Annotated in this window: 25 protein-coding genes; 8 read left to right on the top strand and 17 right to left on the bottom strand. The window is 61.7% G+C overall.

The window, feature by feature from the left end:
- Positions 1-4: 4 nt before the first annotated feature.
- Complete coding sequence (trhA, locus tag H2509_RS13735; protein WP_209001962.1) at positions 5-643, bottom strand: PAQR family membrane homeostasis protein TrhA; 639 nt, start codon at positions 641-643, stop codon at positions 5-7.
- Positions 644-757: 114 nt separating this feature from the next.
- A complete protein-coding gene (locus tag H2509_RS13730; RefSeq protein ID WP_182166184.1) occupies positions 758-1,438 on the bottom strand; it encodes a GntR family transcriptional regulator in 681 nt (226 codons plus the stop codon).
- 240 nt (positions 1,439-1,678) lie between these two features.
- Between H2509_RS13730 and dctP the strand changes: the two genes are divergently transcribed.
- The 6 genes from dctP (at position 1,679) to H2509_RS13700 (ending at position 9,010) form a co-directional block, all read left to right on the top strand.
- Complete coding sequence (gene dctP, locus H2509_RS13725; RefSeq protein ID WP_235974944.1) at positions 1,679-2,632, top strand: TRAP transporter substrate-binding protein DctP; 954 nt, start codon at positions 1,679-1,681, stop codon at positions 2,630-2,632.
- A gap of 86 nt (positions 2,633-2,718) precedes the next feature.
- Positions 2,719-3,204 carry a TRAP transporter small permease gene (locus H2509_RS13720; protein ID WP_182166182.1) on the top strand — a complete coding sequence of 162 codons (486 nt, stop codon included), beginning with the start codon at positions 2,719-2,721 and terminating at the stop codon, positions 3,202-3,204.
- A complete protein-coding gene (locus tag H2509_RS13715) occupies positions 3,201-4,517 on the top strand; it encodes a TRAP transporter large permease (RefSeq protein ID WP_182166180.1) in 1,317 nt (438 codons plus the stop codon). The genes H2509_RS13720 and H2509_RS13715 overlap by 4 nt, the downstream gene beginning before the upstream one ends.
- Positions 4,514-5,884 (top strand): malonyl-CoA decarboxylase, encoded by a 1,371-nt coding sequence (locus tag H2509_RS13710; protein ID WP_182166178.1) that lies wholly within the window; start codon positions 4,514-4,516, stop codon positions 5,882-5,884. The genes H2509_RS13715 and H2509_RS13710 overlap by 4 nt, the downstream gene beginning before the upstream one ends.
- On the top strand, positions 5,881-7,395 hold the full coding sequence (locus tag H2509_RS13705) for a malonate--CoA ligase (RefSeq protein ID WP_182166176.1): 1,515 nt from the start codon (positions 5,881-5,883) through the stop codon (positions 7,393-7,395). Before H2509_RS13710 ends, H2509_RS13705 begins: the two co-directional genes overlap by 4 nt.
- A 133-nt stretch (positions 7,396-7,528) precedes the next feature.
- Positions 7,529-9,010, top strand: a complete 1,482-nt coding sequence (locus H2509_RS13700) for an ATP-binding protein (RefSeq protein WP_182166173.1) — start codon at positions 7,529-7,531, stop codon at positions 9,008-9,010.
- 21 nt (positions 9,011-9,031) lie between these two features.
- On the opposite strand, the gene H2509_RS13695 is transcribed toward H2509_RS13700, so the two are convergent.
- Positions 9,032-9,328 (bottom strand): hypothetical protein, encoded by a 297-nt coding sequence (locus H2509_RS13695; protein WP_182166171.1) that lies wholly within the window; start codon positions 9,326-9,328, stop codon positions 9,032-9,034.
- Between the two features lie 201 nt (positions 9,329-9,529).
- Between H2509_RS13695 and H2509_RS20745 the strand changes: the two genes are divergently transcribed.
- Together H2509_RS20745 and H2509_RS13685 are read left to right on the top strand one after the other, a co-directional pair.
- On the top strand, positions 9,530-11,737 hold the full coding sequence (locus H2509_RS20745) for an amidohydrolase family protein (protein WP_209001960.1): 2,208 nt from the start codon (positions 9,530-9,532) through the stop codon (positions 11,735-11,737).
- A 175-nt stretch (positions 11,738-11,912) separates the two neighbouring features.
- Positions 11,913-12,920 carry a GlxA family transcriptional regulator gene (locus H2509_RS13685; protein ID WP_209001959.1) on the top strand — a complete coding sequence of 336 codons (1,008 nt, stop codon included), beginning with the start codon at positions 11,913-11,915 and terminating at the stop codon, positions 12,918-12,920.
- A 43-nt stretch (positions 12,921-12,963) separates the two neighbouring features.
- Here the strand turns inward: H2509_RS13685 and H2509_RS13680 are convergent, their stop codons facing one another.
- From H2509_RS13680 to H2509_RS13620, 14 genes are all read right to left on the bottom strand, one after another.
- A complete protein-coding gene (locus H2509_RS13680) occupies positions 12,964-14,322 on the bottom strand; it encodes an MmgE/PrpD family protein (RefSeq protein WP_182166169.1) in 1,359 nt (452 codons plus the stop codon).
- A gap of 86 nt (positions 14,323-14,408) precedes the next feature.
- Entirely contained in the window at positions 14,409-15,287 is an 879-nt protein-coding gene (locus H2509_RS13675; RefSeq protein WP_182166167.1) for a nitrilase-related carbon-nitrogen hydrolase, read from the bottom strand.
- A gap of 54 nt (positions 15,288-15,341) precedes the next feature.
- Positions 15,342-16,226 (bottom strand): glycine betaine ABC transporter substrate-binding protein, encoded by an 885-nt coding sequence (locus H2509_RS13670; RefSeq protein ID WP_235974939.1) that lies wholly within the window; start codon positions 16,224-16,226, stop codon positions 15,342-15,344.
- Between the two features lie 43 nt (positions 16,227-16,269).
- Complete coding sequence (locus H2509_RS13665; protein WP_235974936.1) at positions 16,270-16,974, bottom strand: ABC transporter permease; 705 nt, start codon at positions 16,972-16,974, stop codon at positions 16,270-16,272.
- A 33-nt stretch (positions 16,975-17,007) separates the two neighbouring features.
- Positions 17,008-18,135 (bottom strand): ABC transporter ATP-binding protein, encoded by a 1,128-nt coding sequence (locus tag H2509_RS13660; RefSeq protein ID WP_182166165.1) that lies wholly within the window; start codon positions 18,133-18,135, stop codon positions 17,008-17,010.
- 32 nt (positions 18,136-18,167) lie between these two features.
- Positions 18,168-18,818 carry an ABC transporter permease gene (locus H2509_RS13655; protein WP_182166163.1) on the bottom strand — a complete coding sequence of 217 codons (651 nt, stop codon included), beginning with the start codon at positions 18,816-18,818 and terminating at the stop codon, positions 18,168-18,170.
- A gap of 571 nt (positions 18,819-19,389) precedes the next feature.
- Complete coding sequence (locus H2509_RS21265; RefSeq protein WP_408022678.1) at positions 19,390-19,845, bottom strand: GIY-YIG nuclease family protein; 456 nt, start codon at positions 19,843-19,845, stop codon at positions 19,390-19,392.
- 238 nt (positions 19,846-20,083) lie between these two features.
- Positions 20,084-21,202 carry a tyrosine-type recombinase/integrase gene (locus tag H2509_RS13650; RefSeq protein ID WP_182166161.1) on the bottom strand — a complete coding sequence of 373 codons (1,119 nt, stop codon included), beginning with the start codon at positions 21,200-21,202 and terminating at the stop codon, positions 20,084-20,086.
- Between the two features lie 200 nt (positions 21,203-21,402).
- A complete protein-coding gene (locus tag H2509_RS13645) occupies positions 21,403-22,038 on the bottom strand; it encodes a hypothetical protein (protein WP_182166159.1) in 636 nt (211 codons plus the stop codon).
- A complete protein-coding gene (locus tag H2509_RS13640) occupies positions 22,035-22,565 on the bottom strand; it encodes a hypothetical protein (RefSeq protein ID WP_182166157.1) in 531 nt (176 codons plus the stop codon). The genes H2509_RS13645 and H2509_RS13640 overlap by 4 nt, the downstream gene beginning before the upstream one ends.
- On the bottom strand, positions 22,558-22,836 hold the full coding sequence (locus tag H2509_RS13635) for a DUF2312 domain-containing protein (protein ID WP_182166155.1): 279 nt from the start codon (positions 22,834-22,836) through the stop codon (positions 22,558-22,560). Before H2509_RS13635 ends, H2509_RS13640 begins: the two co-directional genes overlap by 8 nt.
- Positions 22,837-22,867: 31 nt before the next feature.
- Positions 22,868-24,085, bottom strand: a complete 1,218-nt coding sequence (locus H2509_RS13630) for a DNA polymerase III subunit beta (protein ID WP_182166153.1) — start codon at positions 24,083-24,085, stop codon at positions 22,868-22,870.
- Positions 24,086-24,134: 49 nt separating this feature from the next.
- Positions 24,135-24,362 carry a hypothetical protein gene (locus tag H2509_RS13625; RefSeq protein ID WP_182166151.1) on the bottom strand — a complete coding sequence of 76 codons (228 nt, stop codon included), beginning with the start codon at positions 24,360-24,362 and terminating at the stop codon, positions 24,135-24,137.
- Between the two features lie 286 nt (positions 24,363-24,648).
- Positions 24,649-25,561: phage Gp37/Gp68 family protein (locus tag H2509_RS13620; protein ID WP_182166149.1), on the bottom strand; the 913-nt coding region annotated here is incomplete at its 5' end.

Raw genomic sequence — 25,561 nt, 5'->3', positions numbered from 1 at the left:
GGTTTCAGCCGATGCTCGGCAAGGCGACGTCGGACAGTATGGCGACGAAGTGGCAGCCTGCGGCCGCCAGCACGAAGCCGTGCCAGATCGCATTCTGGAACGGGAGCGATTTCCAGACGTAGAAGGCCGTGCCGGCGGTATAGAGCACGCCGCCCGCGACAAGGAACCAGAAGCCGACAGCGGATGCATTCATCAGCAGCGGCTCGTAGGCGAAGACGATCACCCACCCGAGCGCCAGGCAGATCGGCACTGTAAGCCGTTCCATGCTGCTGATGGCGAAGAGCTTGATCAGCGCGCCGGCCACCGCTCCGCTCCAGACGACGATCAGGAGGATCTGTCCGGCGGTGCCGCCGATCACCATGGCCGAGAAGGGCGTATAGGTGCCGGCGATCATCAGGAAGATCGCCGCGTGGTCGAGGCGGCGCAGGATGCCCGTCTTGTCGTCCTTCGCAATCATGTTGTAGAGGGCCGACGCGACCAGCATCATGATCAGGCAGACGCTGTAGACCGACACGCTAGCGATGCGTCCGGCGTCTTCTCCCGGCCACGTAAGCACGGCGAGGCACACCGCCGCCGCGAGGCCGAGCGAGATGCCGATCACATGGATAACGCTGTCTGCAATATATTCTGCCCGGGTACCCACACTACGCTCCGCTGCTGGCTCTTCCATCCGTGCAGGGTGAAGGTTGAGAGTGCGCGACGCAATCGTGTCGTTGGGGAACCTCGCGCAGATTTTCTTGCCTTGAGGATAAGAGGGTCAGCCGATCTTTCTGGCGTCACCGAGCGATGCCACGAAGTCGTTGAAGCGTTCGCCCTGAATGAGAATGTGCGACCGCAGCACGTTTTCCGCCCGCTCGGCATCGCCGGCCAGAACGGCGTCGACGATGGCCTGATGCTCGGACAGCGAATTGCGGACCCGGTTCCGGACGCGCAACTGCAGGCGCCGATAGGCTTTCAGGCGATTTTGCAGGGCGCGGGCCTGTTCGGCGAGAAAGCTGTTGTGGCTGCCGACATAGATGGCTTCATGAAAACGCTCGTTGGCGTGGAAGTAATTGTCGGGGCTGCCCGTTTCAGCCGCGGAAACGCAAGCCGCGTGGGCTTCCTGGAGCGCATGCTGCTCTTCCGCGGTCATCCGCCGGCAGGCAAGACGCACGCACATCGCCTCCAGCTCGGCCATCACCTGAAACATTTCGACGAGGCGGGGAATGCCGATGTCGCGAACGAAAGTCCCGCGATGCGGCCTGATCTCGACCAGTCCCGCCATGGAAAGCTCGATCAGCGCCTCGCGGATCGGAGTTCGCGAAACCGCGAACCTGTTGGCGAGCGTTACCTCATCGAGCCGGCTTCCGGGCGGATAGCGGCCGGTGGCAATGTCGTCCTCAAGCGCTTCCCGCAGCGCTTGCGCCGTTCTCGAATGTGATTTTCCGACCGTCGTCATGATGGCATCTTATGCAATCGCCTATCGATTGTATACAAAGTTGATTGACTTGGATGCAATGCCATGGTTGCCTAACGTTGCGAAAGGGAGGCGCCCGCTTGCCCGCAGGCGCATGATGGCGAACGGGCGGCGGCAAAGAGCAACGATTGCCAAAAGGCCGCCTTGGCGGCCGGCACTGGGAGGATACCGGAAATGATGACGCGATTGACGAAAGCCGCGCTCTGTCTCGGAGCCGCATTCATGATGGCAATGCCTGTGGCCCAGGCTGAAACGGTGCTGAAGGCATCGCACCAGTTCCCGGGCGGCAAGGGCGATGTCCGTGACGAGATGGTGCAGATCCTGGCCCGCGAGGTCGAAAAGGCCGATGTCGATCTGAAGATCCAGGTCTATCCCGGCCAATCGCTGTTCAAGGCGCGCGAGCAATGGGGCGCGATGACAAAGGGACAGCTGGATATTTCCGCGTTCCCGCTCGACTACGCGTCGGGGCGTCATCCGCAGTTTTCCGCGACGCTCATGCCGGGCCTCGTGCGCAATCACGAAAGGGCGCTGCGGCTCAACGATTCTGCGTTCATGGAAGACATCAAGAAGATCATCGATGAGGCGGGCGTCGTGGTGCTTGCCGATGCGTGGCTTGCCGGCGGCTTTGCCTCCAAGCAGCAATGCATCACCTCTCCGGAGACGATCAAGGGACAGGTGACGCGGGCTGCCGGTCCGGCCTTCGAGCAGATGCTGGTGGGTGCCGGCGCTTCCATCTCGTCCATGGCGTCCTCGGAGATCTATACCGGAATGCAGACGGGCGTGCTGGATGCCGCCAATACCTCTTCCGGCTCCTTCGTGTCCTACCGCCTCTTCGAGCAGGTGAAGTGCCTTACGGCACCGGGCGCCAACGCCCTGTGGTTCATGTACGAACCGATCCTGATGTCGAAGAAGAGCTGGAACGAGTTGAACAAGGAACAGCAGGACGCGCTGATGGCCGCGGCCAAGGTCGCCGAGGACTATTTCGTCGGCGAGGCCAAGAAGCTCGATCAGGAAATGGTCGACGTCTACAAGAAGGCCGGGGTCGAAGTCGTGGAGATGACGCCTGAGAACTACGAGGCCTGGCTGGCCATCGCCAAGGACACTTCCTACAAGGAGTTTTCCAGCAACGTTCCAGGTGGCGACGAGTTGATCGCCAAGGCGCTGGCCGTCGACTGAGGCGACTTGAGGTCCGGCCGGGGAGCGTTCGGTTATCGCTTCCCCGGCCGGAGCGGCAGTTCAACAGGTTCCAGGCCGGAGGCTCCATGCACGCATATATCCGTGCCGTCTCGGTGCTGTCGCGGATGGGCGCCGTCGTCGCCATCCTGCTGACGGCCTCGGCGGCGATCGTGGTCTCCCAGATGGTGTTCCTGCGCTACGTGCTGGGGGCTTCAACCATCTGGCAGACGGAATACGTGATCTACGCCCTCGTCGCGGCGACCTTCATCGGATCTCCCTACGTGTTGCTGGAGAAGGGGCATGTGAATGTGGACCTTCTGCAGATGGCGGCCCCTCCGCAACTCCAGCGGATCCTGAAGGCAGCGGCAGGGTTGGTCGGAATCCTGTTCTGCGCGTTGCTGGCCTGGTCGGGCTGGGTCTATTTCCACGAGGCATGGGAAGGCGGCTGGCGCACGGAAACGGTGTGGGCAATTCCGCTATGGATACCGCTTCTGCCGCTGCCGCTCGGCGCGGGGCTGCTTGTCCTGCAATATATCGCTGAAATCATGAAGATTTTCGGAGGGGACGCATGACTCCTCTGATCTGGGGCACTCTGGTCCTCGCCGCACTCCTTGGCTTGCTTGCCATTGGCACGCCGATCGCCTTTGCCCTCGGCTTCGTTTCGATCCTGATCCTGATACTGGCGGAAGGCTGGGGGTCGCTCGGGATCCTTGGCGAGACGTTCTTCGGCGGTCTCGCCTCCTTCAGCCTCGTCTCCATCCCCATGTTCATCCTGATGGGAGCGGCGGTCGCCTCGTCGCCGGCGGGTCGCGATCTCTACGAGGCGCTCGACCGCTGGCTCAACCGCGTCCCCGGAGGACTGGTGTTGTCGAACCTCGGCGCCTGCTCGATCTTCGCGGCACTTTCGGGGTCGTCGCCCGCCACCTGCGCTGCCATCGGCAAGATGGGCATCCCCGAGATGACGAAGCGCGGCTACCCGAACGAGATCGCCGCAGGGTCGATCGCGGCAGGCGGTACGCTCGGCATCCTCATTCCGCCGTCGATCACGATGATCGTCTACGGGATCGCGACGGAAACCTCGATCGGGCGGCTGTTCCTTGCAGGATTGCTGCCGGGATTCATGCTGACGGGTCTTTTCATGGCCTGGACGGTCTATTCCTGCAAAAGACGGGGCATAGGCCTTGGCGACGTCACCAAACATTATTCGATGGCCGAACGCCTGCAGGCCCTGCCTAAGGTTCTGCCCTTCGTGCTGGTGATCGTCGCGATCCTCTATGTGCTCTACGGAGGGGTGGCGACGCCTTCGGAAGCCGCCGGCGTCGGAGCGGTGGTCTGCCTGCTTTTCGTGGCCGTCATCTACAGGCTGTGGAGGCCGAGGCACTACACGGGCCTGTTCCGCGACACGCTCAAGGAAAGCGTGATGATCATGATGATCATCGGTGCGTCCGAGCTGTTTTCCTTCATGCTGTCGTCGCTGTTCATCACCCAGTCGATCGCCGAGTGGATCGCGGCCCTTTCGGTCAATAAATGGGTGCTGATGGCGATCATCAATCTGTTCCTGCTGGTCGCCGGCTTCTTCCTGCCGCCCGTTGCGGTTATCCTGATGACGGCGCCGATCCTGCTGCCGATCATCCTGCAGGCCGGTTTCGACCCGTACTGGTTCGCCGTCATCCTGACTATCAACATGGAAATCGGGCTGATCACACCGCCGGTGGGTTTGAACCTCTACGTGATCAACGGCATTGCGCCGTCGATCAGTCTTGGTGAAATCCTGAAGGGCTCGATCCCTTACGTGGGATGCATGATCGTCGGCATCATATTGCTGTGTCTCTTGCCGGGTATAGCGACATGGCTGCCGGACCTTCTGATGGGACCAAGCTTATGAACACCAGCTTCTTCAACGAGCTTTTGTCCTCCATCGCCGTGCAGGGGCGTCAACTGCTCGACCGTCGCCGCGACAAGGCGCCGAGCGGCCGTGCCGTGGGCGATGTCTGCGAGGCGTTGCTTTCCGGCCGCGGCGAGGCGTCCGGGGTGGCGCTGGCCGGCGATGTGCTGACGAGCTACCGCGCGCTCGATCCGGATGAGCGCACGCAGTTCTTCCTGGAACTCCTGAAACGCTTCGGGGCGGACCGCCACGAGATTCAGCAGCTTTGCGCGCGGATCGCAGCCGATCCCGACGACGACGAACTGATCCGGCAACTGCATCGCGCGTCCGAACCAAGGCGCCAGGAACTGATCCGCAGGCTGAACCTGGCCCCGGGCGGCACCAGCGCGCTCGTTGCCATGCGCGCCGCGCTGATCGACAAGCTCCGGGAAATGCCCGAACTCGCCGAGGTGGACAACGATTTCGAGCATCTGTTCTCGTCCTGGTTCAACAGGGGATTTCTGGTAATGCGAAGGATCGACTGGTCGACGCCCGCCGTGATCCTCGAGAAGATCATCCGCTACGAAGCCGTGCACGAAATCCGGGACTGGAACGACCTGCGCCGCCGCATCGATCTTGCCGACCGCCGCCTCTACGCCTTCTTCCATCCGGCCCTCATCGACGATCCGCTGATTTTCGTGGAAGTGGCGTTGACACGCGAAATCCCCGGCGCGATCCCGCCGATCCTCGCAGAGGAGCGGGCTGCCATTTCCCCGGAAGAGGCGACGACTGCCGTCTTCTATTCGATTTCCAACTGCCAGAAAGGGCTCAGGGGCATTTCCTTCGGCAATTTCCTGATCAAGCAGGTGGTCGAGGAACTCAGGCGGGAACTGCCCGGGCTGAAGACCTTCGTCACGCTGTCGCCGGTGCCGGGGTTCCGCGCCTGGCTGGACAGGGATCTTGCCAGCGAGGAAAGCGTCGCACGCTCGCATTTGGGGTCGCAGGTGGAAGATCTCCTGGAGGCGAGCGCGGAAAACAGTTGGCAGGAGGACGCGGAAGTGGCCCTGGCCGAGCCCATGCGCGCGCTTTGCGCCCATTATCTGGTAAGGGAGAAGCGCAAGGACACGGATCGGCCGCTTGATTCCGTGGCCCGTTTTCACCTCGGCAACGGCGCGAGGCTGGAGCGGGTCAACTGGCTGGGCGATCCGTCGCCGAACGGCTTGCGCCAATCCCACGGCATGATGGTCAACTACCTCTATGACCTCGGCCATATCGAAAAGAACCACGAGGCTTTTGCAGCCAAGGGCACGGTCGCCACATCGTCCGCCGTCGCCCGTCTGCTGAAGTCGATCCCCGAAGTGAAGAAAACCGCGGTACCCGCCGAATGACCAACCATCTGATCGACCAGATCCGCGCGCGCCTCGGCTCGCCGGAAAAGACATTCATCGAGACGCCGGCCGGCACCGCGCTGAGCTATGGCGACGTTTTCGCCCGCTCCGCGCAGATCGCCAACGCGCTGGTCGGGCTCGGCGTGAAGCCCGGCGACCGGGTCGCCGTTCAGGTGGAGAAATCGCCGGAAGCGCTGATGCTCTACCTCGGCACGGTGAGGGCAGGGGCGGTATTCCTGCCGCTCAACACGGCCTATACCGCGGCGGAGATCGCCTATTTCGTCGGCGATGCGGAACCGAGGGTGCTGATTGCCGATCCGGCCAACATGCTGGCGCTCGGCGAGATTGCCACACGCGTCGGCGCCACGCTCGAAACACTCGATGCGGCGGGCAAGGGCTCGCTGATGTCGCGCGCCGACGTGGCATCTTCCCAGTTCGCCGACGTGGAGCGCGGACCGGACGACCTCGCCGCGATCCTCTATACCTCCGGCACCACGGGGCGCTCCAAGGGCGCGATGCTGAGCCATGAGAACCTGGCCTCCAATGCCCGGACTCTCGTCGACTACTGGCGCTTCACGCCGGATGACGTGCTGCTGCATGCCCTGCCGATCTTCCACACGCACGGGCTGTTCGTCGCCACCAACGTGACGCTGATGGCCGGCGGGTCGATGCTTTTCCTGCCGAAATTCGATCTGGCGGAAATGCTGCGTCTGCTGCCGCGCGCCACGGCGATGATGGGCGTGCCGACCTTCTACACGCGTCTGCTGGGGTCGAAGGACTTCACGCGGGAACTGGTTTCGCACATGCGGCTGTTCATCTCGGGCTCCGCGCCGCTTTCGGCGGAGGTGCACAAGGAGTTCGAAGCCCGTACCGGCCATGCGATCCTCGAGCGCTACGGCATGACCGAAACCAACATGAACACTTCCAACCCCTATGAGGGCGACCGCCGGCCGGGAACCGTGGGCTTTCCGCTGCCGGGCGTCGACCTGCGTATCGCCGATCCCGATAGCGGCGCCGTGCTTGCCAAAGGATCCGTCGGCGTGATCGAGGTGAAGGGGCCCAACGTCTTCAAGGGGTACTGGCGGATGCCGGAGAAGACGGCGGAAGAGTTTCGCGCCGACGGCTATTTCATCACCGGCGACATGGGGATGATCGACGACAGGGGCTATGTCTCGATCGTCGGACGGTCGAAGGACCTGATCATCACCGGCGGGTTCAACGTCTATCCTGCGGAAGTCGAGGCGCTGATCGACGAAATTCCGGGCGTGGCGGAAAACGCGGTGATCGGCGTGCCCCATTCGGATTTTGGTGAAGGGGTGGTGGCCGTGGTTGCGGCCAAGCCCGGCGCCAAGCTCGATGCCGCGGCGATCCAGGTGCCGCTGGCCGGCAAGCTTGCCAAGTTCAAGCAGCCGAAGGTGGTCCACGTCGTGGACCACCTGCCGCGCAATACCATGGGCAAGATCCAGAAGAACGTGCTGCGCGACATCTATAAGGACACGTTCTCCGCCTGATGGCGGGACACCGCGTCGGGGCGGCTCGAAGCCGTCCCGTCCGCTTTCCACACGGGTTTTCCGGCGCCTTTGAAGTGACGATGCGAATCGTCCAAGGTCCGGAGCTATTGCTTTTTGGAACACGCATCACGCAATGACGATCAGGATCGACATGGGCCGGACATCCAGCGGGGAAACCGCCGAGATGGATCTGGAGGAACTGCTCGCCACCCGCCTGTTGGTGCAGGGCAATTCCGGTTCCGGCAAGTCGCACCTGCTGCGCCGGCTGCTTGAGCAGAGCGCCCCCTGGGTGCAGCAATGCATCATCGATCCAGAAGGCGATTTCGTCACCCTGTCCGAGCGCTTCGGCCATGTGGTGATCGATGCGGCCGGCGCCGAGCGCGACCTGGCGATCATCGGCGCCCGGGTGCGGCAGCATCGCGTCTCCACCATCCTCAACCTCGAGGGGCTGGAACCCGACCGTCAGATGAAGGCGGCGGCGGTCTTTCTGAACGCGTTGTTCGATGCCGACCGGGACTACTGGTATCCGATGCTGGTGGTGGTGGACGAAGCCCAGCTTTTCGCGCCCTCAGCTTCCGGCGAAGCCGCGGAGGAGGCGCGTCGCGCCTCATTGGGCGCCATGACCAACCTGATGTGCCGGGGCCGCAAGCGGGGTCTTGCCGGCATCATCGCGACCCAGCGTCTGGCGAAGCTTGCCAAGAACGTGGCGGCCGAGGCCTCCAACTTCCTGATGGGGCGCACTTTCCTCGATATCGACATGGCGCGCGCCGCCGACCTGCTTGGCATGGAAAAACGCCAGGCGGAGACCTTCCGCGATCTCGGCCGCGGCCATTTCGTGGCCCTCGGGCCGGCGCTCTACCGGCGTCCGGTGAAGGTGACGATCGGTACCGTCGAGACCACGGGTCGCGGAGGAGGGCCGAAGCTCACTCCATTGCCCGAAACGCCGGCGGAGAACGTCCAGGAACTGCTTTTCCAGCCGGCAACCGAGAGCGAGAGGATATTCGTCGAACGCAAACCTGCACCGCCTGTCGTGACCGGCGATATTCTCGAACGTCTCAATCGCCACGCGTCGGGGCGGGATCGGGAACCCGATCTCGCGCTTGCCGAAACGGTGGACGATCCCGAGCGCGATGCGGCGATCCAGAAGGTGATGACGGATCTCATGGCGGAGCCCGAGGCGGCCTTCCAGCCTATCGCCGCGCTCTACCAGGATTTCCAGGTCCGGCTGCGGATCGCGCGCATTCCCGGGCAGGTTCCCGATCTCCAGGCCTTTCGAGAATTGGTGGCTTTCGCGCGCGCGGGCGTCGACCAGCAGGAGATCGACACCGGGGAATGGGCGAAGGCGGAGTTCATCGCCGAAAGCGTGCCGCAGGACATGCGCGGCGTGTTCCTGCTCATCGCCGGTGCGGCCGCGCGTGCCGAGCCGTGCCCCTCCGACGAAGCGATTGCGCGCGCCTACGGAACGCGGTCGCTTGGTCGCGCGCGGTGGCTGCTGACCCATCTCGAAGAGCGCGGCTTCATCGTCTGCGCCAGCGACATGCGCGGCAACCGCGTCGTCTCCATGCCGGATCTCGGTTGGCAGACGGCTCCCCAGCTTGGCCGCGCCGCGGGCTAGACCTCGCGATGGCGTAGCGCTTCAGCGGTTCGGCCTGTAGATGTCCTTGCAATAATAGGCGACGAAGCATTGCGGCGTGTCGCGCGTCGGCGCGTAGAGCGGCGCAAGCTGCTGCGAGCGATCGCAATAGCGAAGCGTCGAAACGAAGCGGTTGTAGGTATATTGGCCGGTCGACATGACGACCGCACCCTGCTTCTTGACGAGCGCCTGCGCCTGGGCGCAGGTCATCTGACGCGTGTCGGGCCTTGCATGCGCGGGATCTGAAACGGCCGCCGGCAATATGAGAAAGAGAAGGGCTGCGTGCTTCAGGAAACGCATCGGACCTGATCCTTTCGCGACATTCCGGCCGCCTATCGCCACCGGCTTTGCTCCTTCTGCAAACGCTTGAAGGACATACGGATTCCCGATCAAGCGGATGGCAGGAAAATCTGCGAAATTACGTTACGTATCAAATGCACGTCATCTTGGGACAATCGTTCGCTCCCGGCCATTCAATTTTGCCGTTGACAAATCAGGCGAATGGAAAAACTGTTGGGCGTCCTGACCTTTTCCGAGGTCAGCGATTTTCAGCGAATGTCACTTTTTCCCGCCGAGCCACAAGCGAGGCGGGATTTTTTTCGCTCATTGCCGCTACATGCCGCAGCCGCCTGTCCCTGGTACCCGGGCGCGGACGGCAGTCTTGCCGAGCTCGTTCTTCCGCTAGGGAATCTACAGGACGTTTCGTCGATATGGCGACCTAATGATAGTAGTCGTCGGACTGCTTGGACGCAGCAAGTCCTGAAACCGATATTCTCGCGCCACAACGCGGGATTTCGGAACATGGCCCAGACGTCACAAATAATCGACGCACATGTGCACTTTTTCACTGCCGACGATCTGGCGCGGGTTTCAGGACAGCTACCCTATAGATTGCCGTCGGCCCATTCGCTGACCGCCTACCTCGATACCCTGATCGATGCCGGTATCAAACCGGCCCTGGTCAACAACGTGCATTTGAGCATCCTGCCGGAATCGGAAAACGTCTTCGCCTCCTTCGACGAACTGGCGAGACTGCAGGCCCAGAATCCCTCCCGCTATGGCGGAATCGAGCTTTTCGGAACCATCTTGGCCGAGCCGGACTATGCGACGGCCGAGCGGCTGGCGCATCCCCAGGTAAAGGGGATCCGCATCGTGCTGCACGACGCGCGTCCGCATGCCGTGGGCGAGCATGCCTATGCGACGCCGGCGTGGCGCGATTTGTTCGGGCGGCTGCGGGCCGACCAGCATCTGCACATCTATGCCCAGGATCCGGAAGTCAATCTGAAGGTTCTCAGGCAGGTGCCTGAAACCGTAAGGACGGTCATTGATCATCTGGGCACCTGTCAGCCCGAACGCGGAGCGGACGACCCCGTTTATGTCGCTTTGATGCAAGAGGCGAAAAGGCGGGGCAACGTCGCCTTCAAAGGGCCCGGCTATCGAACCGGGCTAGACCCCGAGGCTGTTTTGCCTTTCGTCCTTCGCATCGTCGATGAGCTTGGGACGGACAAGCTGCTGCTGCAGGCCAGCGACGGGCCGCATGTCGGCAAGGATCAATCGGGCCGGCCTTTTGCCGACACTTTCACACCGCTTTCCGCCCTTGATTTCGTCGCACGCCTTTCCGACCTGGCGGCGCGGCGCACCAGCCTTTCCGCCGATGCGTTTCGGCATGGCGCGCGCGCGATGGTCTTTCCTGATCCAAAACGGGCCCCAATCCAAGAAAGCAAGACGATGACCGAGGTAGTACAAGAAGATTTCACCTTTCCGGTGACCTATGCCGATGGAACCATCGAGCTGCGCGGGCGCGTGTTCCGCCCGGCCAGGCTCAGCGAAGAGGCCAAGGCCCTCCCGCCGGTCGTCTTCAATTCGGGCTTTACCGGAGGCGTATCCATGTATGGCCAGCTTTTTGGCAACGCCTTGGCGCAACGCGGCTACTCCGTAACCACCTATGACGTTTCGGGGTTCTTCACGAACAAGGGAGCCCGGAATACCTACAAGTCCGGCGACCTGACAATCACGAACGTAAGTCTGGAGGATCAGAAGATAGAATTGCTGGCCCTGGTCGCCTGGACGAAGAACCGTTTCGGCGCCATGCCCGCGGTCGCGTCCTGGGCGATGGGCTCGGTTGCCAGCCTCGCCGCCGTGCTGGATCTGGCGCGCGCTGGCGGCGAACAGATCAGCTATTTTGTGCCGATGTGCTACACGCGTCTCAGCGCCCTGCAGAATTTGCGTGCTGATGCGGTCGCAGCTCACGTCGCGATCGCGGGGCTCGCGGACGACGCCCCGATCCCGCCCTTCGATACCGGCACCGAGGCGACAAAGCTCGGCTATTATCCCCTCGATCCGGCGACCCAGGCTTATGTGGATGAGCAGCTTGGAAATTACACGGAAGCGGGCGGAGTGGACCGTTGGCCAGGCTGCAGCCATGTAAGCGCAAAGTCCTACAAGTCTTCCGTGAATTTCGATCCCGAAGCTGACCTCTCTGCGGTTTCCGGCAGGTTTCCGCCTGCATTGATTGTCCATGGTGCGGACAACACCCTGCATATGCCGTCGGAATCGGTTCGCCTGCACAAGGTCTATCCCGGCGAGAAGGGCGAAAGCGCCTTGCTCGTAGCAGGGATGGAGCATGGCCAACAGTTGATGGCTGATCACGTCATCTTCAAGTCGCTCATCGATAATATCGATCATGGTATTCGCGCACATTGCGCCTGATCTGGATGCAATCCGCAGTCCGGGGCCGATCTACATCCGGGATTCGTGCCCCAGGTCCTGCATTCGGCAATCCCGAGGGCAGGCACGGGGTTGTATTCAGGTTTCTTTGGTTGAAAATGATGCGCCGTGACGGGTCGTCAGTGAATGCCAGTCACCGACCGAAACGAATGAGCGAATGTCGAGTTCGATACAAGACCGGCGCGCTGCTCCGGAGGAGACCACAGTTTTTTCCGAGGGGCCGAAACGCATCGGGTTTATTCTGTTCCCGAATTTCTCGATGATGGCCTTTGCCTCGGCCAGCGAGCCTCTGAGGGCGGCGAACCGGCTCGCGGGAAAGAACCTCTACGCGTGGCATATTCTGTCCCCGGAAGGGGGCGCGGTGACTTCGAGCAGCGGATTCGACCTGCAGACGCAATCTCTTGAGAATGCACCGGCACTCGACCGTGTCGTGATCGTTGCAAGCCTGGACATCGAGAAGCTGCACGACAAGAAGGTCACGAATTTCCTGAAACGCCTCGCGGTTGGCGGCAAGGCACTCGGCGCGCTTAGCACGGGTACATTCGTGCTGGCCCGGGCGGGGTTGTTGTCGGGGTATCGCTGTACATTGCACTGGGAGTCGCTGCGCCAGTTCTCCGAGGAATTTCCCACGATACAGGTATGTCGCGAAATCTATGTGCGCGATCGCAATCGCTGGACTTGCGCGGGCGGGATCGCGGCGGTTGACATGATGCTGGATCAGATCTCCAGCGACTACAACGGTCAGTTGGCCGCGGATGTTGCCGATCAGTTCATGCACAGCCGGATCCGGGGAGCGCAAGAGCAGCAGCGCATGGAAATCCAGTGGCGTTACGGCGTTCATGATCAGCGGATCAATGCCGCGATTGCCTGCATGGAGGAAAATCTCGAAAACCTGATCGAGATCGGAGAGATCGCCAGGCAAAGCAGTCTTTCTTTAAGGCATATGGAACGTCTCTGGCTCCAACATTTCGGAATGACGCCGCAACGGTTTTACGTGTCCGTTCGACTCAAGGAAGCGCGCCGATTGCTCAGGGAAAGCACGGAACCCATCGTTTCAATTGCGCTGCGCTGCGGCTTCGTATCCGCCTCGCATATGGGCAGCGCCTACAAGCGCACATTCGGCCTCAGTCCCGGCGAAGAACGGCGCAGGGCCGACAGACATTGATTGCCGGGTTCCGGCTTGCGCATATTCCGGAAGGGCCGATGCCTCAGGCACAATCACGCTGAAGAGGCGCATCGGCGGCCGGCGCAAGGATAAGGCCGAACAGGCTGCGCAACCCCGTCCCGGAAGCCAGGCTGTCGATGCAGGTCTCGATTGCGCAGGCACGATCGGCACCGAGAACCGGATGAGTATATTCCTTGTATTTCAGACGAATGGCGTCCGTGGATACCGGAACTTCCGGGTCGCCTATGGCTTCGGTCGGGCCTGAGGAGACCATTCGCCCGTCTCCAAGGTAAAGCGTCACGTCGGAGAAACGACGAGCAGGAAAGGCCAGATTGAAAGCCTCGGTTTCAGTGAAGGTGATCGTATCAGCCAAGCGGTTGATCTCGGGATCGCGGAAGCTTCTCTCCGCAACTTCCGCCGGACCCATGTGGCCGCGGACGAGAGCCGAGGCGACGGGAAAGGCGGTCGAATACTGCGCCTCCTCCGTCGTGCGGGGATGCCGCACAGCCAGGCGGATGGCTTCGTGGAAGGTCTTGATTTCGATGCGCTCGACCGCCTCGGAAGTCAAACCATGACGCGTGCGCAAATCGAGTACGGCTTGGACGGACGGCTGGGCCCAGCGGCAAACGGGGTAGGGCTTGAAATACTGCTCCAGAATGCGCCAGCGCTGGCCGAAGTCCGACCAGAGATCCGAGACGTCCTCGCCGTAAACCGTGATCGCAGGTGCCCCGGTGAACCCCGCTGCCGCCAAATAGGCTGCCGACACACCGGCCATGGAGCCCCAGCCCGATCCGTCCTTTAGCATCGTCGGATGATCGATACAGCGCATCATCTGGCTGCGCGGCCCATGATATTCCGCAATGCCGACGGCTTCGCGGGTCCTGGCCGCATCCAGCCGCAGCGCACGCGCGCCAAGAGCCGCCGCCGCCACCGCAACCCAGGCGCCTGAGGTGTGATAGTCGCAGGCCATACGATGCAATGCGATCCCGGCGCGGGTGCCGATCTCGTAGCCCAGCACGAGGCTGGCAAGGAAATCGCCCCCGTCATCGATATTCTCCGCTTCACAGAAGGCCAGCAGCGCCGGCAAGACACCGCAGCCGACATGACCCTTAGTCAGCTTGTGGCCGTCATGTGCGTCGATGGCGTCGATGGTCATTCCCCCGGCCAGCGCCGCTCCTGCTGGACTGACGCGCCGGCCATCGAACAGCATGGTGGCAGTGCGTGTCCCGGCTCCAAAATGATCTGCAGCATGATCCCTGATGATCCGCGAGAGCGCGGTATCAGTCGCACATGCCGCGACCGCGACGAGATCCAGTAGCCAGCCCTTTGCGACGCCCTTCAACTGAGGGGTCAGGTCGTCATAAGTCAGGTCATGCAGGAAATCCGTGAATTCGCAATGCATGGCAATGCCTCTCTCCGCCGGCGCCGTGGCTGCTCCAGTACGCTCGGATATCAACTGGGTCCGTGAGCCAGGGTGGGCACTCGACCTCAGCTGTCGTTTCGAACGAAGTCGGGAACACCGATCTTGCCGATCAACCGGGTGGTTTCCCGCATGACCAGGGCGAGATTGCTGTCGCGTACCGTCGGGAGGAGATGACGCGCCTTTCGCACTGTCTCGAAGTCCAGGGTGGCGGAGATCAATTCTTCCCCGGAACCCGCGACGGCGAGTTCCTTGCCGAAGGGGTCGACTATGCGCGACCCGCCCCAGAAGGTCAGCTCCCGTTCGGTGCCCGTGCGGTTTACCATGATCGCGGGGGCGCCATACATCATGGAATAGAAGCGCATCGTCAGTGCCCAGCCACTCGGGTTATCGAAATCGATCCCCACAGCCTCGATCCCGGAGCTTACCGGGCAGAGCAAGAGCGTTGCGCCATGCAGAAAAGCCAGATGGGTCAGGGCGGGATTCCAGACGTCGGCGCAGATCAGCAGCCCCGCGCACCAGTCTTCATCGAGATTGTGCGTTTCGACAAATCGACCGGAGGCATAGTACTTGCCTTCCTCCAGCTTGCCATAGGTAGGCAGGTTGACCTTGCGGTGCAGGTGCACCATCCGGCCCGCATGCAACATAGCGGCCGAGTTGTAAAACTGCGCCGCCGCGCCTTCCTCGATAAAGCCGATCACGACCGACATGTCGCCCGCCGCTTCGGCCAGCATTTTCAGGCGCGGGTCGCTGCGTTTCATGGCGGCGTCCAGCAGCCGCTCCGGGCCGTAATGCCCGGTCAGCGAGAGTTCCGGCATGACGAGCAGGTCGAGACCCTGCTCGCGGCCGCGCCCGATCCATTCGAGATGACGCTCAATATTGGCGTCGACATCGCCGATTTCGCTGGCAATCTGTGCTGCACCAACCTTGATCTTGCGCGCGGACATTGAAGAGCCTTTCGAAGTGAAGGGGCGCGGCCGTCCCGCGCCCCTTTTTGGCAATCAGAGCAGACCGCTTTCCTTCAGAAATTCCGCTGCGACATTTTCGATCGATACCTTGTCCACATCGACCCTGGCGTTGAGGGAGGCCATGACGGAGTCATCAAGTTTCCCCGAAACCGCATTGAGCAGGTCGGCCAGTTCGGGGTTTGCGTCGAGGATTTCCTTGCGGATCACCGGCGCAAGCGCATAGGCAGGGAAATAGCCTTTGTCGTCAGTAAGCACCACGAAATCAAAGGCCGGAATGCGGCCGTCGGTTGCGAATACGAGACCAATGTCGACCTGGGCATCGCGCAGTGCCTGATAGACAAGGCCGGAATCCATGCGCTTGACGTTTTCCCGGCCGAACTCATAGCCATAGGCTTCCTGCATAGGCTTCAGGCCATCCGGGCGGGCATAGAATTCGGCGTTGCTGCCGAAGGTCAGGCTTTCACCCGAATTGATCTTGGCCGCAAGGTCGGAGAGCGTCTTGATGCCTCGTTCTTCGGCATCGCTCTTGCGCATGGCAAGGGCATAGGTGTTGTTGGCGTCCGACGCATTCAGCCAGACGATGCCTTTTTCAGCGTCCAGCTCTTTCACCCGTTCATAGGTCTCGTCCGCGTCGAGTTTTTCCGTGACCTTGTTATAGGTGATGAGCGAAGTGCCGGTGTATTCCCAGTAAATGTGGATCTGGCCGCTTTCGGTTGCCTGCCGGACCGCAGCAGAGCCCATGCCGGCCCGGTTTTCAACGGTATAGCCCTTGGCCTCCAGCAACTGCTCGGTAATCGACGATAGCAACTGTTGTTCGGTGAAGTTCTTGCCGCCAACCACGATCTCGGTTGCCTGGGCAGCGGAGGCGGCCCCCCAAAGTGCCATCCCGGTAACGGCGATCTTGAGATATTTCATCATGACTTTGTTTTCTCCCTGTTGTTTGTATCTTCCGACGCCGCATTCAGCGCAGCGGGTTCACACCTTTGGGGACGAGATGCAGTTGCGCCTGCCCCATCACGAAATCGACGAAAACCGCCAGCAGCGCGGTTGGCACGGCACCGGCGAGCAGCATGCCGGTGTCCATCAGATCGATGCCGGTGAAGATCAGTTCGCCAAGACCGCCGCCACCGATCAGGAAAGCCAGAGGCGTGGTACCGACGTTGACCGCAAGCGCGGTCCTGATCCCTGAAAACACGACATATAGTGCGTTCGGAAACTCGACCCGTATCAGCATCTGCGCAGGGGTCATGCCCATGCCGATCGCGGCCTCCTTGAGGTGCCTCGGGACGGCGAGAAGGCCGGTATATGTGTTGCGGACGATCGGCAGCAGCGAAGCGACGAACAGCCCGAAGAAGGCGGGGGCGAAGCCGATGCCGAGCAGGGTCATCGACAGGGCGATCACCGCAAGGGTCGGGATCGTCGTGCCGACGTTGAAGATCTGCATGATCATCTCGGCAGAGCGTTCCATGATCGGCCGTGAGAGCCAGATGCCGATCGGAACTCCCACCAGTATCGCGGCGCCGCCCGACGCAGCGACCAAAATGATGTGTTGCTTCAGGAGATAGAGGATGTCCTCTTCATAGACAGCGATCTCGCTGAGCAGTCCGGATGAGGTAACCCAGATTCCAAGGGCGAAAACCATCACCAGGCTTAGCATTCGGCTCATGCCCGACATGTTTTGCATCACGCCTGTCCAAATTCAGTTTGTCAAAGGCTGGCCGCTGCTCTGACCGAGCATGGCGGTCACGGCAGGCTGTGTAACAACACCGGCAAACCGGCCCTGATCGTCAGTGCAGGCGAGCCACATCACGTCGTTGGCGAACATTTCCGAAACGACCGCCCGCAGGTCGGCCCGGGCCGGAACCGTGGCCGGGAGCGGATGGGCAAAGTCGCCCACAGTGCCGTGCGCGCCTGAAAGCTCTTCGACGGTTGCATAGGCGACAGGGCGATGATTGGCGTCGATCACGATTACGGTCCGGCCGCCATGCGCCTTGGCGGCCTGCAGCGCCTCTTGCGGGCGTGCGCCGCGTGCTACAGCCGGCGTGCCCGGATCCGCTATCATCTCCGCGGTGACCAGGCGCAGTCTTTTCAGTGTGCGGTCCGCGCCGACGAAATCGGCGACGAAGGCATTGACGGGATGGGAGAGGATCCGGTCAGGCGTATCGTATTGCTCGATCCTGCCGCCCCTGAAAATGGCGATCTTGTCGCCCATCTTGACGGCTTCATCGATGTCATGGCTGACGAACATGATCGTCTTTTTCAGCGTGGCCTGCATCTTCAGGAATTCGTTTTGAATGATCTCCCTGTTGATGGGATCGATGGCGCCGAAGGGTTCGTCCATGAGCATGACAGGAGGGTCGGCGGCGAGAGCTCGGATAACACCGATGCGCTGCTGTTGGCCGCCGGACAATTCCTTCGGGTAGCGATACAGGAAGTGATGCGGATCAAGGCCGACCAGATCGATGAGTTCGGCTGCGCGGGCCTTTGCGGGTTTGGCCTCCCAGCCAAGCATCCGCGGCACGACACAGATGTTTTCCTCCACCGTCATGTTCGGGAACAGGCCGATCTGCTGGATCACGTAGCCGATCTGGCGGCGCAACTCGATCGTGTTCCTGTCTGCAGTGTCCTCGCCGTTAATCAGGATGCGGCCGCTCGTCGGTCGAATGAGCCGGTTGATCATCTTGAGGGCGGTGGTCTTTCCGCAGCCCGACGGACCAAGCAGCACGCAGATTTCGCCCGTCGGCACCGTCATGTTGACCTTGTCCGCCGCAACCACAACGCCTCTGGGTGTTTCGAACGTTTTGGTGAGATTTTCGAGCTGGATCATCCGGTTCCCTGGGGATTTGGCCGCGTAGCGGCTCAATGCGTGAGGCCGCTGGGGGTCAGAAGCTTTTGCAGCTTCAGCAAAGTCCAATCGGCAAAAATCGCGAGAAGAGAGACGGCTATGGCTCCGGTAATGAGCTGGCGGGGGTCAGTCTGGCTGATGCCTCGCGAAATCAGCACGCCGAGACCGCCGGCACCGATATAGGCGGCGATGGCCGCTACGCCGATATTCATTACGACCGCCGTGCGTACACCGGCCATGATGACCGGAACGGCGATCGGGATCTCGACCCGTGTCAGGCGCTGCATTGAGGTCATTCCCATGCCGCGGGCAGCCTCGCGCAGGGCAGGGTCGACATTGGTGATGGCTGTATGGGTGTTGCGGATGATCGGCAGCAGCGAATAGAGGAGGATGGCTATCACCGCCGGCAGCCAGCCGATGCCGTGGCCGATCGTCGAAAGGATCGGGATCATCAGGCCAAACAGGGCAATCGACGGAATCGTGACGATGATCGATGCGATATAAAGCACGGCGTTCGCAATCGACTGGTTCTGCGTGATTGCGATGCCAATGGGAACGCCCGCAACTATAGCAAAGCCGACAGCAACACCGACAATGGTGATGTGTTCAAGCGCCAACTCGACGATCGATGCCCAGTTCCCGGCGATGAACCAAAAGACCTCCATGTCCTCCCCTTCCGGTGATGGCCGCGTGGTCCTCCAACCGCTGCGGCTACCTCTTTGGGGTGTAACCGATCAATTGGAGAATTACCTTGCAAGGCGTCGCCATTTTCTATCAAAATTTCGCCATTTGCGGGTTCCAGGAAGCCACGCGAGAAGAGGCCAAATTCGATGAGGTCGCCACGGCTATGCTGCCGGGTCGGAGCGCAAGCCTTCATAGGCGAGGCATATCGAGCAATCGTCATTGCCCAATGTGAAAGCAATCATGGCCGCTGCCGGCCAAACCAATTACTCAAGTGCCATGCTTGTACAACGAAACACTGGCCCAATCATTGGCGCGTAACAACATGCTTTTTGCAGGAATATCGCAGGAATGCGAAATTCCAATAAATATCAATAAGTTATTTGAGGAAAAATGGTCGGAGTGGCAGGATTCGAACCTGCGACCCCCTCGTCCCGAAAAAGGGAGCCTCTCAAAAATCTCATAGAAATCAATGAATTTCATTCCAACTGAACCGCGTTTGTTCCGCTCATGTTCCGTGATTTGGTGCGTTGCCGGTGCGCGCGCACCGTTTGTTTACTTATAGATCTCTGTTGGCTGGATACTCTCTATGAAGCCCATCAAAGACGGATCACGCCTAAACCACTCTCCACGAATGTGAAGATGCCGAAAGCGCGCGTGGCGATCCCGCTCAAGGGCTTGTGATCCAATCTCCGTCGCCAAGCAAACCAGCACGTTTGGGTTCCCTAACTGAAACTGTGTCAGTCGGATGGACATGGCGCCGGCCGTGAACCCTATTTTTATCGGGTAGTCGACCGAGTGGGCGGCCGTCACATAGTAGACGTAAGCTATCTTCGTGTTTGAGGGTGTGTATTCTCCAGCGACATATTGGGCCAATCGTTCCTCTGCGAGATCGATTTCCCCCTCAGAAAAGCCAGTTCTGAATGATCGCCCATTGTCTCGGATAATCCACGTCTTTCCGGTCTTCTCATTACGCAATAGCAGTCGCGGAGGCTTGCGATGCTGCGGCATAAAACACCTCATTCATGTACATGTTTGAACGTGTACCGTGTACATGATAGAAAGTCAACATGACAGATCGGGAAGTGCCCAGGCGCGGCGGACGGAAAAAGCAATGGGCGGAGCAACTGCGGCTCCCCCTCGCTGAGGGGGATACCGCTCGAATCGATGCTGTACTCATGCAAGGCGAGGCGCGCCTGGACATGATCCGCGACGCTATCGAGCGAGAAATCAAGCGAAGAACGCGACGTCAGTAGGCGTCGGCGGCGGATTTCTGGAATTCAGGATCGTTGTGCAGGTAGGTGCGCTCGTATTCCTCGACCGTGAGCCCGAGGGACGCTGCGGCTTCGTTCGATGGCACATTGCGCTGCGCGAGCCATGTGCCGCGTGTGTGGCGCAGAATGTGGGGTGTGACATCGTCCGAAAGCCCGGCGGCTGCTATTGCCGATCGGAAGGCCTTGTTCTCCTTGACGACGGGCTTGCCGTAGTAATGCACGATATAGCGCAGTCCCGTGCGGTCAGCCTCCCAACCGTCCATCCGCTTCCACCGTGCCATGTGCGCCAACAGGCGACGGGCGATCTTGACCGGCGGCTTGCGCTTGTTGTGGGCAACGCGTTCGCCCTCCGCGCGGCGGAATATGACGCCCCGCTCCATGTCGGCCCATCCGCCGGTCGTGTTGCGCATCCACTGCAGGGCCTTGATCGCGCCCGGCCGGGTGCCAGTGTAGAGGCCGATGAGGACCAGGCGAGCAAGATGGCTGCCCCGGTGGTATGGCCGTCGACGCCAGCGGGCGTCAGGATCTTCGGATACCCGTTCCCATCCCATGCAGGCCAGCAACAGGCGGGCCGCTTCCGAGCGCGTCAGGTAGCGCTCGCGCGGCGTGCTTTTCTGCGGCAACGTCAGGGCGGGCACGACGTCGAGGCCATATTCCCGGTGATAGTATCTGATCGCGGCGCGCAGGATCTCGAGGTCGCGCCTGGCGCCGGCCTGCGTCGCGCGGTGCGCCGCGAATTCCCGGCATGTCTTGCCCTTGATATCGCTCAGGGGCTTGTCGCCGAAGAATTCGTTCAGGCGGCCAATCGCCTGTTCCGTCTCGCGGGGCCGGGCGGTGGCCGACGATTTTTCGTCAAGGTAGACGGTCAGGACATCTCCGACCGTGATTTCAGAGGCACGACCTCCCCTTGGGGCTTCGTATTTTTCTGCGAGGTAGTCGTGCAGGGCTTGCTCCGCCTGCTCAGTTTGTTCCGCAAGGCATCCTGTGCGGATATTCCGACTGCCGTCCTTGATGATCCAGCTTTGCCGCTTTCGACCCTTGGAGTCGGTTTCTGTTCTGAGCCAGAGTCGGGGCGGCTTGCGCTTCTGCGGCATCGCTGTTTCATTTCCTCGATCGAGCGCCGGGTGACGAAGTCCTTCCTGGCGATCTGCATGATCTCAAGATTGCCCTTCGCGGCTTCCGTGCGCAACGCTGACGGCGACAACCTGCCGCCGAAAAAAAGGCGGCACGCCTCGGCCAGGGTAACCGGCTCGTCGTCCGAAATATCGGTCAGTTGTAAAGACTTTGCCACCGCTCACCCCCTGCCGTCGATGCCGATCAGGCTAAGGCGCTTGAGCAGCTCTTCGCGGCCCTTGTCCTGTCCCCATGGCCTGATGCGGGTCGGCAGGGGCCTTTGCATCGGCTCCGGCCAGCCCGCGCCCTGCGCCGGCGCCAGAAGGTCGCGCCGTTCCGTGGCGAGCAGCGCGTCGTCTATCGCCCGCACCTGGCGGGCAACGTCCTGATAGGCGGCGACGTCGATAAAAGGCGGGATGCCGGCGGCGGCGAAGATCGCCGTGTCGAGATGGGCTTTCACCCGTCCGATCAGCCCCACGATTTCGCCGGGGTGGATATGCATCGCCTGCAGCAGCCTTGCTGTCGGCGTGGTGATGTCGCCGATATAGGCCTCATGAAAATCATGCAGCAGGGCGAAGGGTTTCACCCGCTCTTCGGACGCTGCGTCATAAGCCAGGCAGCAATGCTGGGCGACGGTGTAGACCACGTTCGGCGTGGCGCCGTCGAACCTGGCGATCTTGCAAAGGGCCTCGACGATGTCCGGGAAATAGACGTCATGGGACTTGAGGTTCGCCAGGTCGACCATGCGGCCGGACGCCATCTGTTTCCAGACGGGTGGACGTGCTGCGGCGACTGGGTTTTTGACGGGGGCGTTCATTGGCGGGGCGCCTCCTGTTCGATTTCCCGGAACGTCCATTCGCCGGCGTCGGTGCGGGTCAGGCGCATCCATCGGTTGAAGAGGGTGTAAGCCTCAAACTCGACCGTCTCGCCGTCGTCGTGCCAGGGGTCGTAGTCTTGCTGTTCGCGCATGAATTCGACCGGGTCTTCGTTGATCGTGTCGGGATCTCCGGGGATCCAGTAAAGACTGCCGGTCGCGCCTGACCGCTCGAACTCAAAATCCGCAGCGGTGGCCGTGCCGCCATCTTGCCGGGCCGTCTCGTGGATGGTGATGAATGTCCGGCCATCGGAGGTGGCAAAACAAAACTCGACCGTGTCGCCTTCCGCCAGCGGCAAGACGTCCTCGTCGAAGCAATCACCGTACGCACCCCATGACGCGCCCTTGAGATAGGGCCGGCCGTCACGCGTCAGGATCCAGTCATCCGGCTTCGGGTAGACCGGGGAAACCTCGTCGATATGATCGACAGGCGTGCAGTTTTCGGCCTGTTCGATGCTTGGCTCAGCCATTGTCCCGGCCCTCCGCTTCGCCGCTGCCGGCCATGCCGAGCGCGTGTATGTAGAGGTCGAGCACGGCTTCTTCTTCCTCGCGCTCATGTGGCTTTTTCTTGCGCAGCGAGATCACCTTGCGCAGCACGGCGACGTCATAGCCGTTGCCCTTGGCCTCGGCATAGACGTCCTTGATGTCATCGCTGATGACCTTCTTTTCTTCTTCCAGCCGCTCGATGCGCTCGACAAAGGCGCGGAGCTGGTCTGCGGCAACGCCGCCGTGATTTGACATCGGAATTTCCTTCCGTTGTGGGGGTGGGCGATCAGGCGGCGGCGCGGGGCTGTTCGGCGGTGAGGGAGCGCAGCAGCGCGAGGGCCTCGTCCTGATCGCCGCGCATCGGCATCAGCACGAAGTCCACGCCACTGTCAGAGGCGATGAGGACTGGAGCGCCTTCCTCACCGGCCGTGCATTCGAGTGTCAGCAGATCTCCCCGGCAGGCGAGGCAGGCCTCCGTGAGGTGCTGTCGGTCAAAGGCGTGAAACCACTCGGGTGTTTTTGTGGACGACTCGACGGACAATACCCGGAAGCCGCTGAGGTCATGCCGGCTGTTGTAGCTAAGAACCGCCTTGCCCTTGCCGACAGCGATGTCGATCCGCGTCGATCTATGGCCCCACGGGATACGCCGCATCGCCGACAGAAGTTCGGCCCGGTCGAAGCTGATCATGTCCGGCTGCCGTTCGCCGAACTTCGGCACGACGCGGCGCCAGTCCGGAAACTTGCCATCGATCGTGCTGGTGATGATGCGGCCGCCGACGAGCGGCACTTCGAAATTCTCCCCCTCGCGCAGCAGGATCGGCCCGGCGAAGGGCATGGCCGTCAATGCGGGGACGATCATGCGCGGCAGGATGCAAAGCTGGTCGGGCGGGTCCATCTCACCCTGCGCCGCCGGGCTCCATTCGGCCCCCGCATCGATGGCGATCAGCCGGTGACCGTCGGTCGATACGAGCTTGACCTTGTCGGCGCCTTCGGCAACGTCCAGGCAGACGCCGTTGAGGTAATAGCGCGTCTCTTCGGTCGAAACGACACGCAGCGCCCGTTTCAACCTGTCGCGAAAGGCTGCCTCGTCGGCAAGCGTCAAGGTGCCGATCACGGGCCTGGTGGAAAGGTTATCTTCGGGAAAGTCACTGACCGGTGGTGTGATCAGCGTCGTGCGGCCGTCCGGGTCGCTCACCGTCAGCTCGGTGCCGCCGGCCGCCTGCTCGATGGTGATGGGCGTGCCGGCGGCGTGATTGGCGACAAGCATGCGGGCAAGGTTGAACGGCAGCAGCGCGCGGCCGGGCGCGTGGACGCGCGCCGGCAGGCTGAGCGTCAGCCAGGCGCCAAGGTCCGTCACGGTCAGGGTGACCGCGTTGTCCTTCGCCTCGACAAGCGCGCAGCCGAGAACAGGGATTTTCGACCTGTGAAGCCGGATGCGCGACAGCAGCGACAGAACCTTGCGCAGGTCGCCGGCGGGGGTCTCGATCTTGAGCAAATCAGACATTGCATTGACCTCCTGAAACGAGGGGGAAATGCCGATGGGGCGGCGTGCGTCAGCGGCCGTCGTTGCGGCGGCTGAGCGATTTTGCTTTCGCGCGGATGCGGCCGGCGTTGCGCTCGAGCGCCTTGCCGAGGCCCGGATCGCCGACGTCATAGGCGGCCTGCGCGTCGACCGTGTAATCCTCGACCAGCAGCTCCAGCCTGACGCGGCGGTCGGCAACCTTGCGCCGGTGGCAAAGGGTGGCGGCGGCATCGATCGTCACGGGAAGGGCGGCGGTCATTGGCCGTCGTCCTTTGCGAATTCGCGGTTTATCAGGTGAAAGAGGGCTTCGGCCCCGTCCAGAAATCCGCGCGCCCGCGCGCGCTCGCTGGCGAGAGAAAGCGCCGTCGAACAGCAAACCAAGCCGAGAAGGGCCATGCCTAGCATTCCAGAATCATGATTTTCCGGAACGTGGAAGGAGATGCCGAAGAAGACGCCGCCAAGGACGCATAGGCAGACAGGGAAGGCGTCGTATATGGCGCGGCCAAGGCCGATGAACGCTCGCTTTATGAGGTTTGTGCAACGGTTCACCGGGCCACCTCCGGCATGGCGTTGTGCTCGACGCCGTCGAGAAGACGGCCGGCGCGGGATTTGCCGATGCGGGAGACTGTGTCGTCATCGACTTCGTCGCACCACATAGGCCGATAAGGTTCACCCCAATGGCCGCCTTCCCAATCCCTGTGGTCAAAGCGGCTTATTTCCGGGTTGTCGTCGATGTTCCAGCCATCGACGGCGCCCACTTGCGGCGCCCATTCGCCCCATTGTTTGAAGAAGAAAGCGGTGCCGGCGGCGGCGCATTGGTCGCGGATGGATCGCGCCCAATCCGGATGCATCGGCCGTGCGTCGGGGCCGCTTTCGCCGCCGACGATTATCCAGTCGATGCCATCAAGCCATGTCAGCCACTCATTCCCGGGGATTCCCTCCTGGAACGCCAAAAAATCCACCGGCCCGAGAAGCGGCTCGGCGCTGACAAAGCGGATGGCGGTCGGGGTGGCGAGCAGGTCGGGAATGCGCTCGTCGGCGCGGGTCTGGTCCTCGACGGAGACGCCAATCCAGACGTTCGTCAGAGGCCAATTTGCGGGTTGAGTGCAGCCGATTATTGGCGATGCCCGCCAATTGCCTCGCTGCCATCCTGGGTGTCCATCTGGTAGATGACGGCCAACAACCGTCGCCATATCGGCGACCCTGAACGGCGTATTGGGGTCTCTCAGATATTCCCGCATCCTTTTGCTGCGCTTGGTCAGCACCTGGAATGTGTGCTGCGGGCAAAGCGCCATGATGGCGAAAACCTCGTCGAGCACTTCGTCCGGCACGGCCTCATGAAACAGGTCGCCATGAGCGGCGACGAAGATGCGCCGCGGCCGCTTCCAGCGCAGGGGCTGGTCAAGCCATTGCTCGTTGAACCGCACCTCGCCCGTCCAGACCGGGCCGGCCTTGCTC

Source organism: Stappia albiluteola (genome assembly GCF_014050225.1).
GTDB lineage: Bacteria > Pseudomonadota > Alphaproteobacteria > Rhizobiales > Stappiaceae > Hongsoonwoonella > Hongsoonwoonella albiluteola.
This window is presented reverse-complemented; position numbering and strand designations above follow the sequence as displayed.

Coding starts and splice junctions, on each gene's coding strand:
- H2509_RS13625 (WP_182166151.1), bottom strand. CDS start 24,362: ATGACCGCCGCCCTTCCCGTGACGATCGATGCCGCCGCCACCCTTTGC.
- H2509_RS13645 (WP_182166159.1), bottom strand. CDS start 22,038: ATGAACGCCCCCGTCAAAAACCCAGTCGCCGCAGCACGTCCACCCGTC.
- H2509_RS13705 (WP_182166176.1), top strand. CDS start 5,881: ATGACCAACCATCTGATCGACCAGATCCGCGCGCGCCTCGGCTCGCCG.
- H2509_RS13695 (WP_182166171.1), bottom strand. CDS start 9,328: ATGCGTTTCCTGAAGCACGCAGCCCTTCTCTTTCTCATATTGCCGGCG.
- H2509_RS13670 (WP_235974939.1), bottom strand. CDS start 16,226: ATGATGAAATATCTCAAGATCGCCGTTACCGGGATGGCACTTTGGGGG.
- H2509_RS20745 (WP_209001960.1), top strand. CDS start 9,530: ATGGAAAAACTGTTGGGCGTCCTGACCTTTTCCGAGGTCAGCGATTTT.
- H2509_RS13640 (WP_182166157.1), bottom strand. CDS start 22,565: ATGGCTGAGCCAAGCATCGAACAGGCCGAAAACTGCACGCCTGTCGAT.
- H2509_RS13685 (WP_209001959.1), top strand. CDS start 11,913: ATGTCGAGTTCGATACAAGACCGGCGCGCTGCTCCGGAGGAGACCACA.
- H2509_RS13700 (WP_182166173.1), top strand. CDS start 7,529: ATGACGATCAGGATCGACATGGGCCGGACATCCAGCGGGGAAACCGCC.
- H2509_RS21265 (WP_408022678.1), bottom strand. CDS start 19,845: ATGCCGCAGCATCGCAAGCCTCCGCGACTGCTATTGCGTAATGAGAAG.
- H2509_RS13650 (WP_182166161.1), bottom strand. CDS start 21,202: ATGCCGCAGAAGCGCAAGCCGCCCCGACTCTGGCTCAGAACAGAAACC.
- H2509_RS13675 (WP_182166167.1), bottom strand. CDS start 15,287: ATGTCCGCGCGCAAGATCAAGGTTGGTGCAGCACAGATTGCCAGCGAA.
- H2509_RS13660 (WP_182166165.1), bottom strand. CDS start 18,135: ATGATCCAGCTCGAAAATCTCACCAAAACGTTCGAAACACCCAGAGGC.
- dctP (WP_235974944.1), top strand. CDS start 1,679: ATGATGGCAATGCCTGTGGCCCAGGCTGAAACGGTGCTGAAGGCATCG.
- H2509_RS13635 (WP_182166155.1), bottom strand. CDS start 22,836: ATGTCAAATCACGGCGGCGTTGCCGCAGACCAGCTCCGCGCCTTTGTC.
- H2509_RS13665 (WP_235974936.1), bottom strand. CDS start 16,974: ATGAGCCGAATGCTAAGCCTGGTGATGGTTTTCGCCCTTGGAATCTGG.
- H2509_RS13715 (WP_182166180.1), top strand. CDS start 3,201: ATGACTCCTCTGATCTGGGGCACTCTGGTCCTCGCCGCACTCCTTGGC.
- H2509_RS13655 (WP_182166163.1), bottom strand. CDS start 18,818: ATGGAGGTCTTTTGGTTCATCGCCGGGAACTGGGCATCGATCGTCGAG.
- H2509_RS13730 (WP_182166184.1), bottom strand. CDS start 1,438: ATGACGACGGTCGGAAAATCACATTCGAGAACGGCGCAAGCGCTGCGG.
- H2509_RS13680 (WP_182166169.1), bottom strand. CDS start 14,322: ATGCATTGCGAATTCACGGATTTCCTGCATGACCTGACTTATGACGAC.
- H2509_RS13710 (WP_182166178.1), top strand. CDS start 4,514: ATGAACACCAGCTTCTTCAACGAGCTTTTGTCCTCCATCGCCGTGCAG.
- H2509_RS13720 (WP_182166182.1), top strand. CDS start 2,719: ATGCACGCATATATCCGTGCCGTCTCGGTGCTGTCGCGGATGGGCGCC.
- H2509_RS13630 (WP_182166153.1), bottom strand. CDS start 24,085: ATGTCTGATTTGCTCAAGATCGAGACCCCCGCCGGCGACCTGCGCAAG.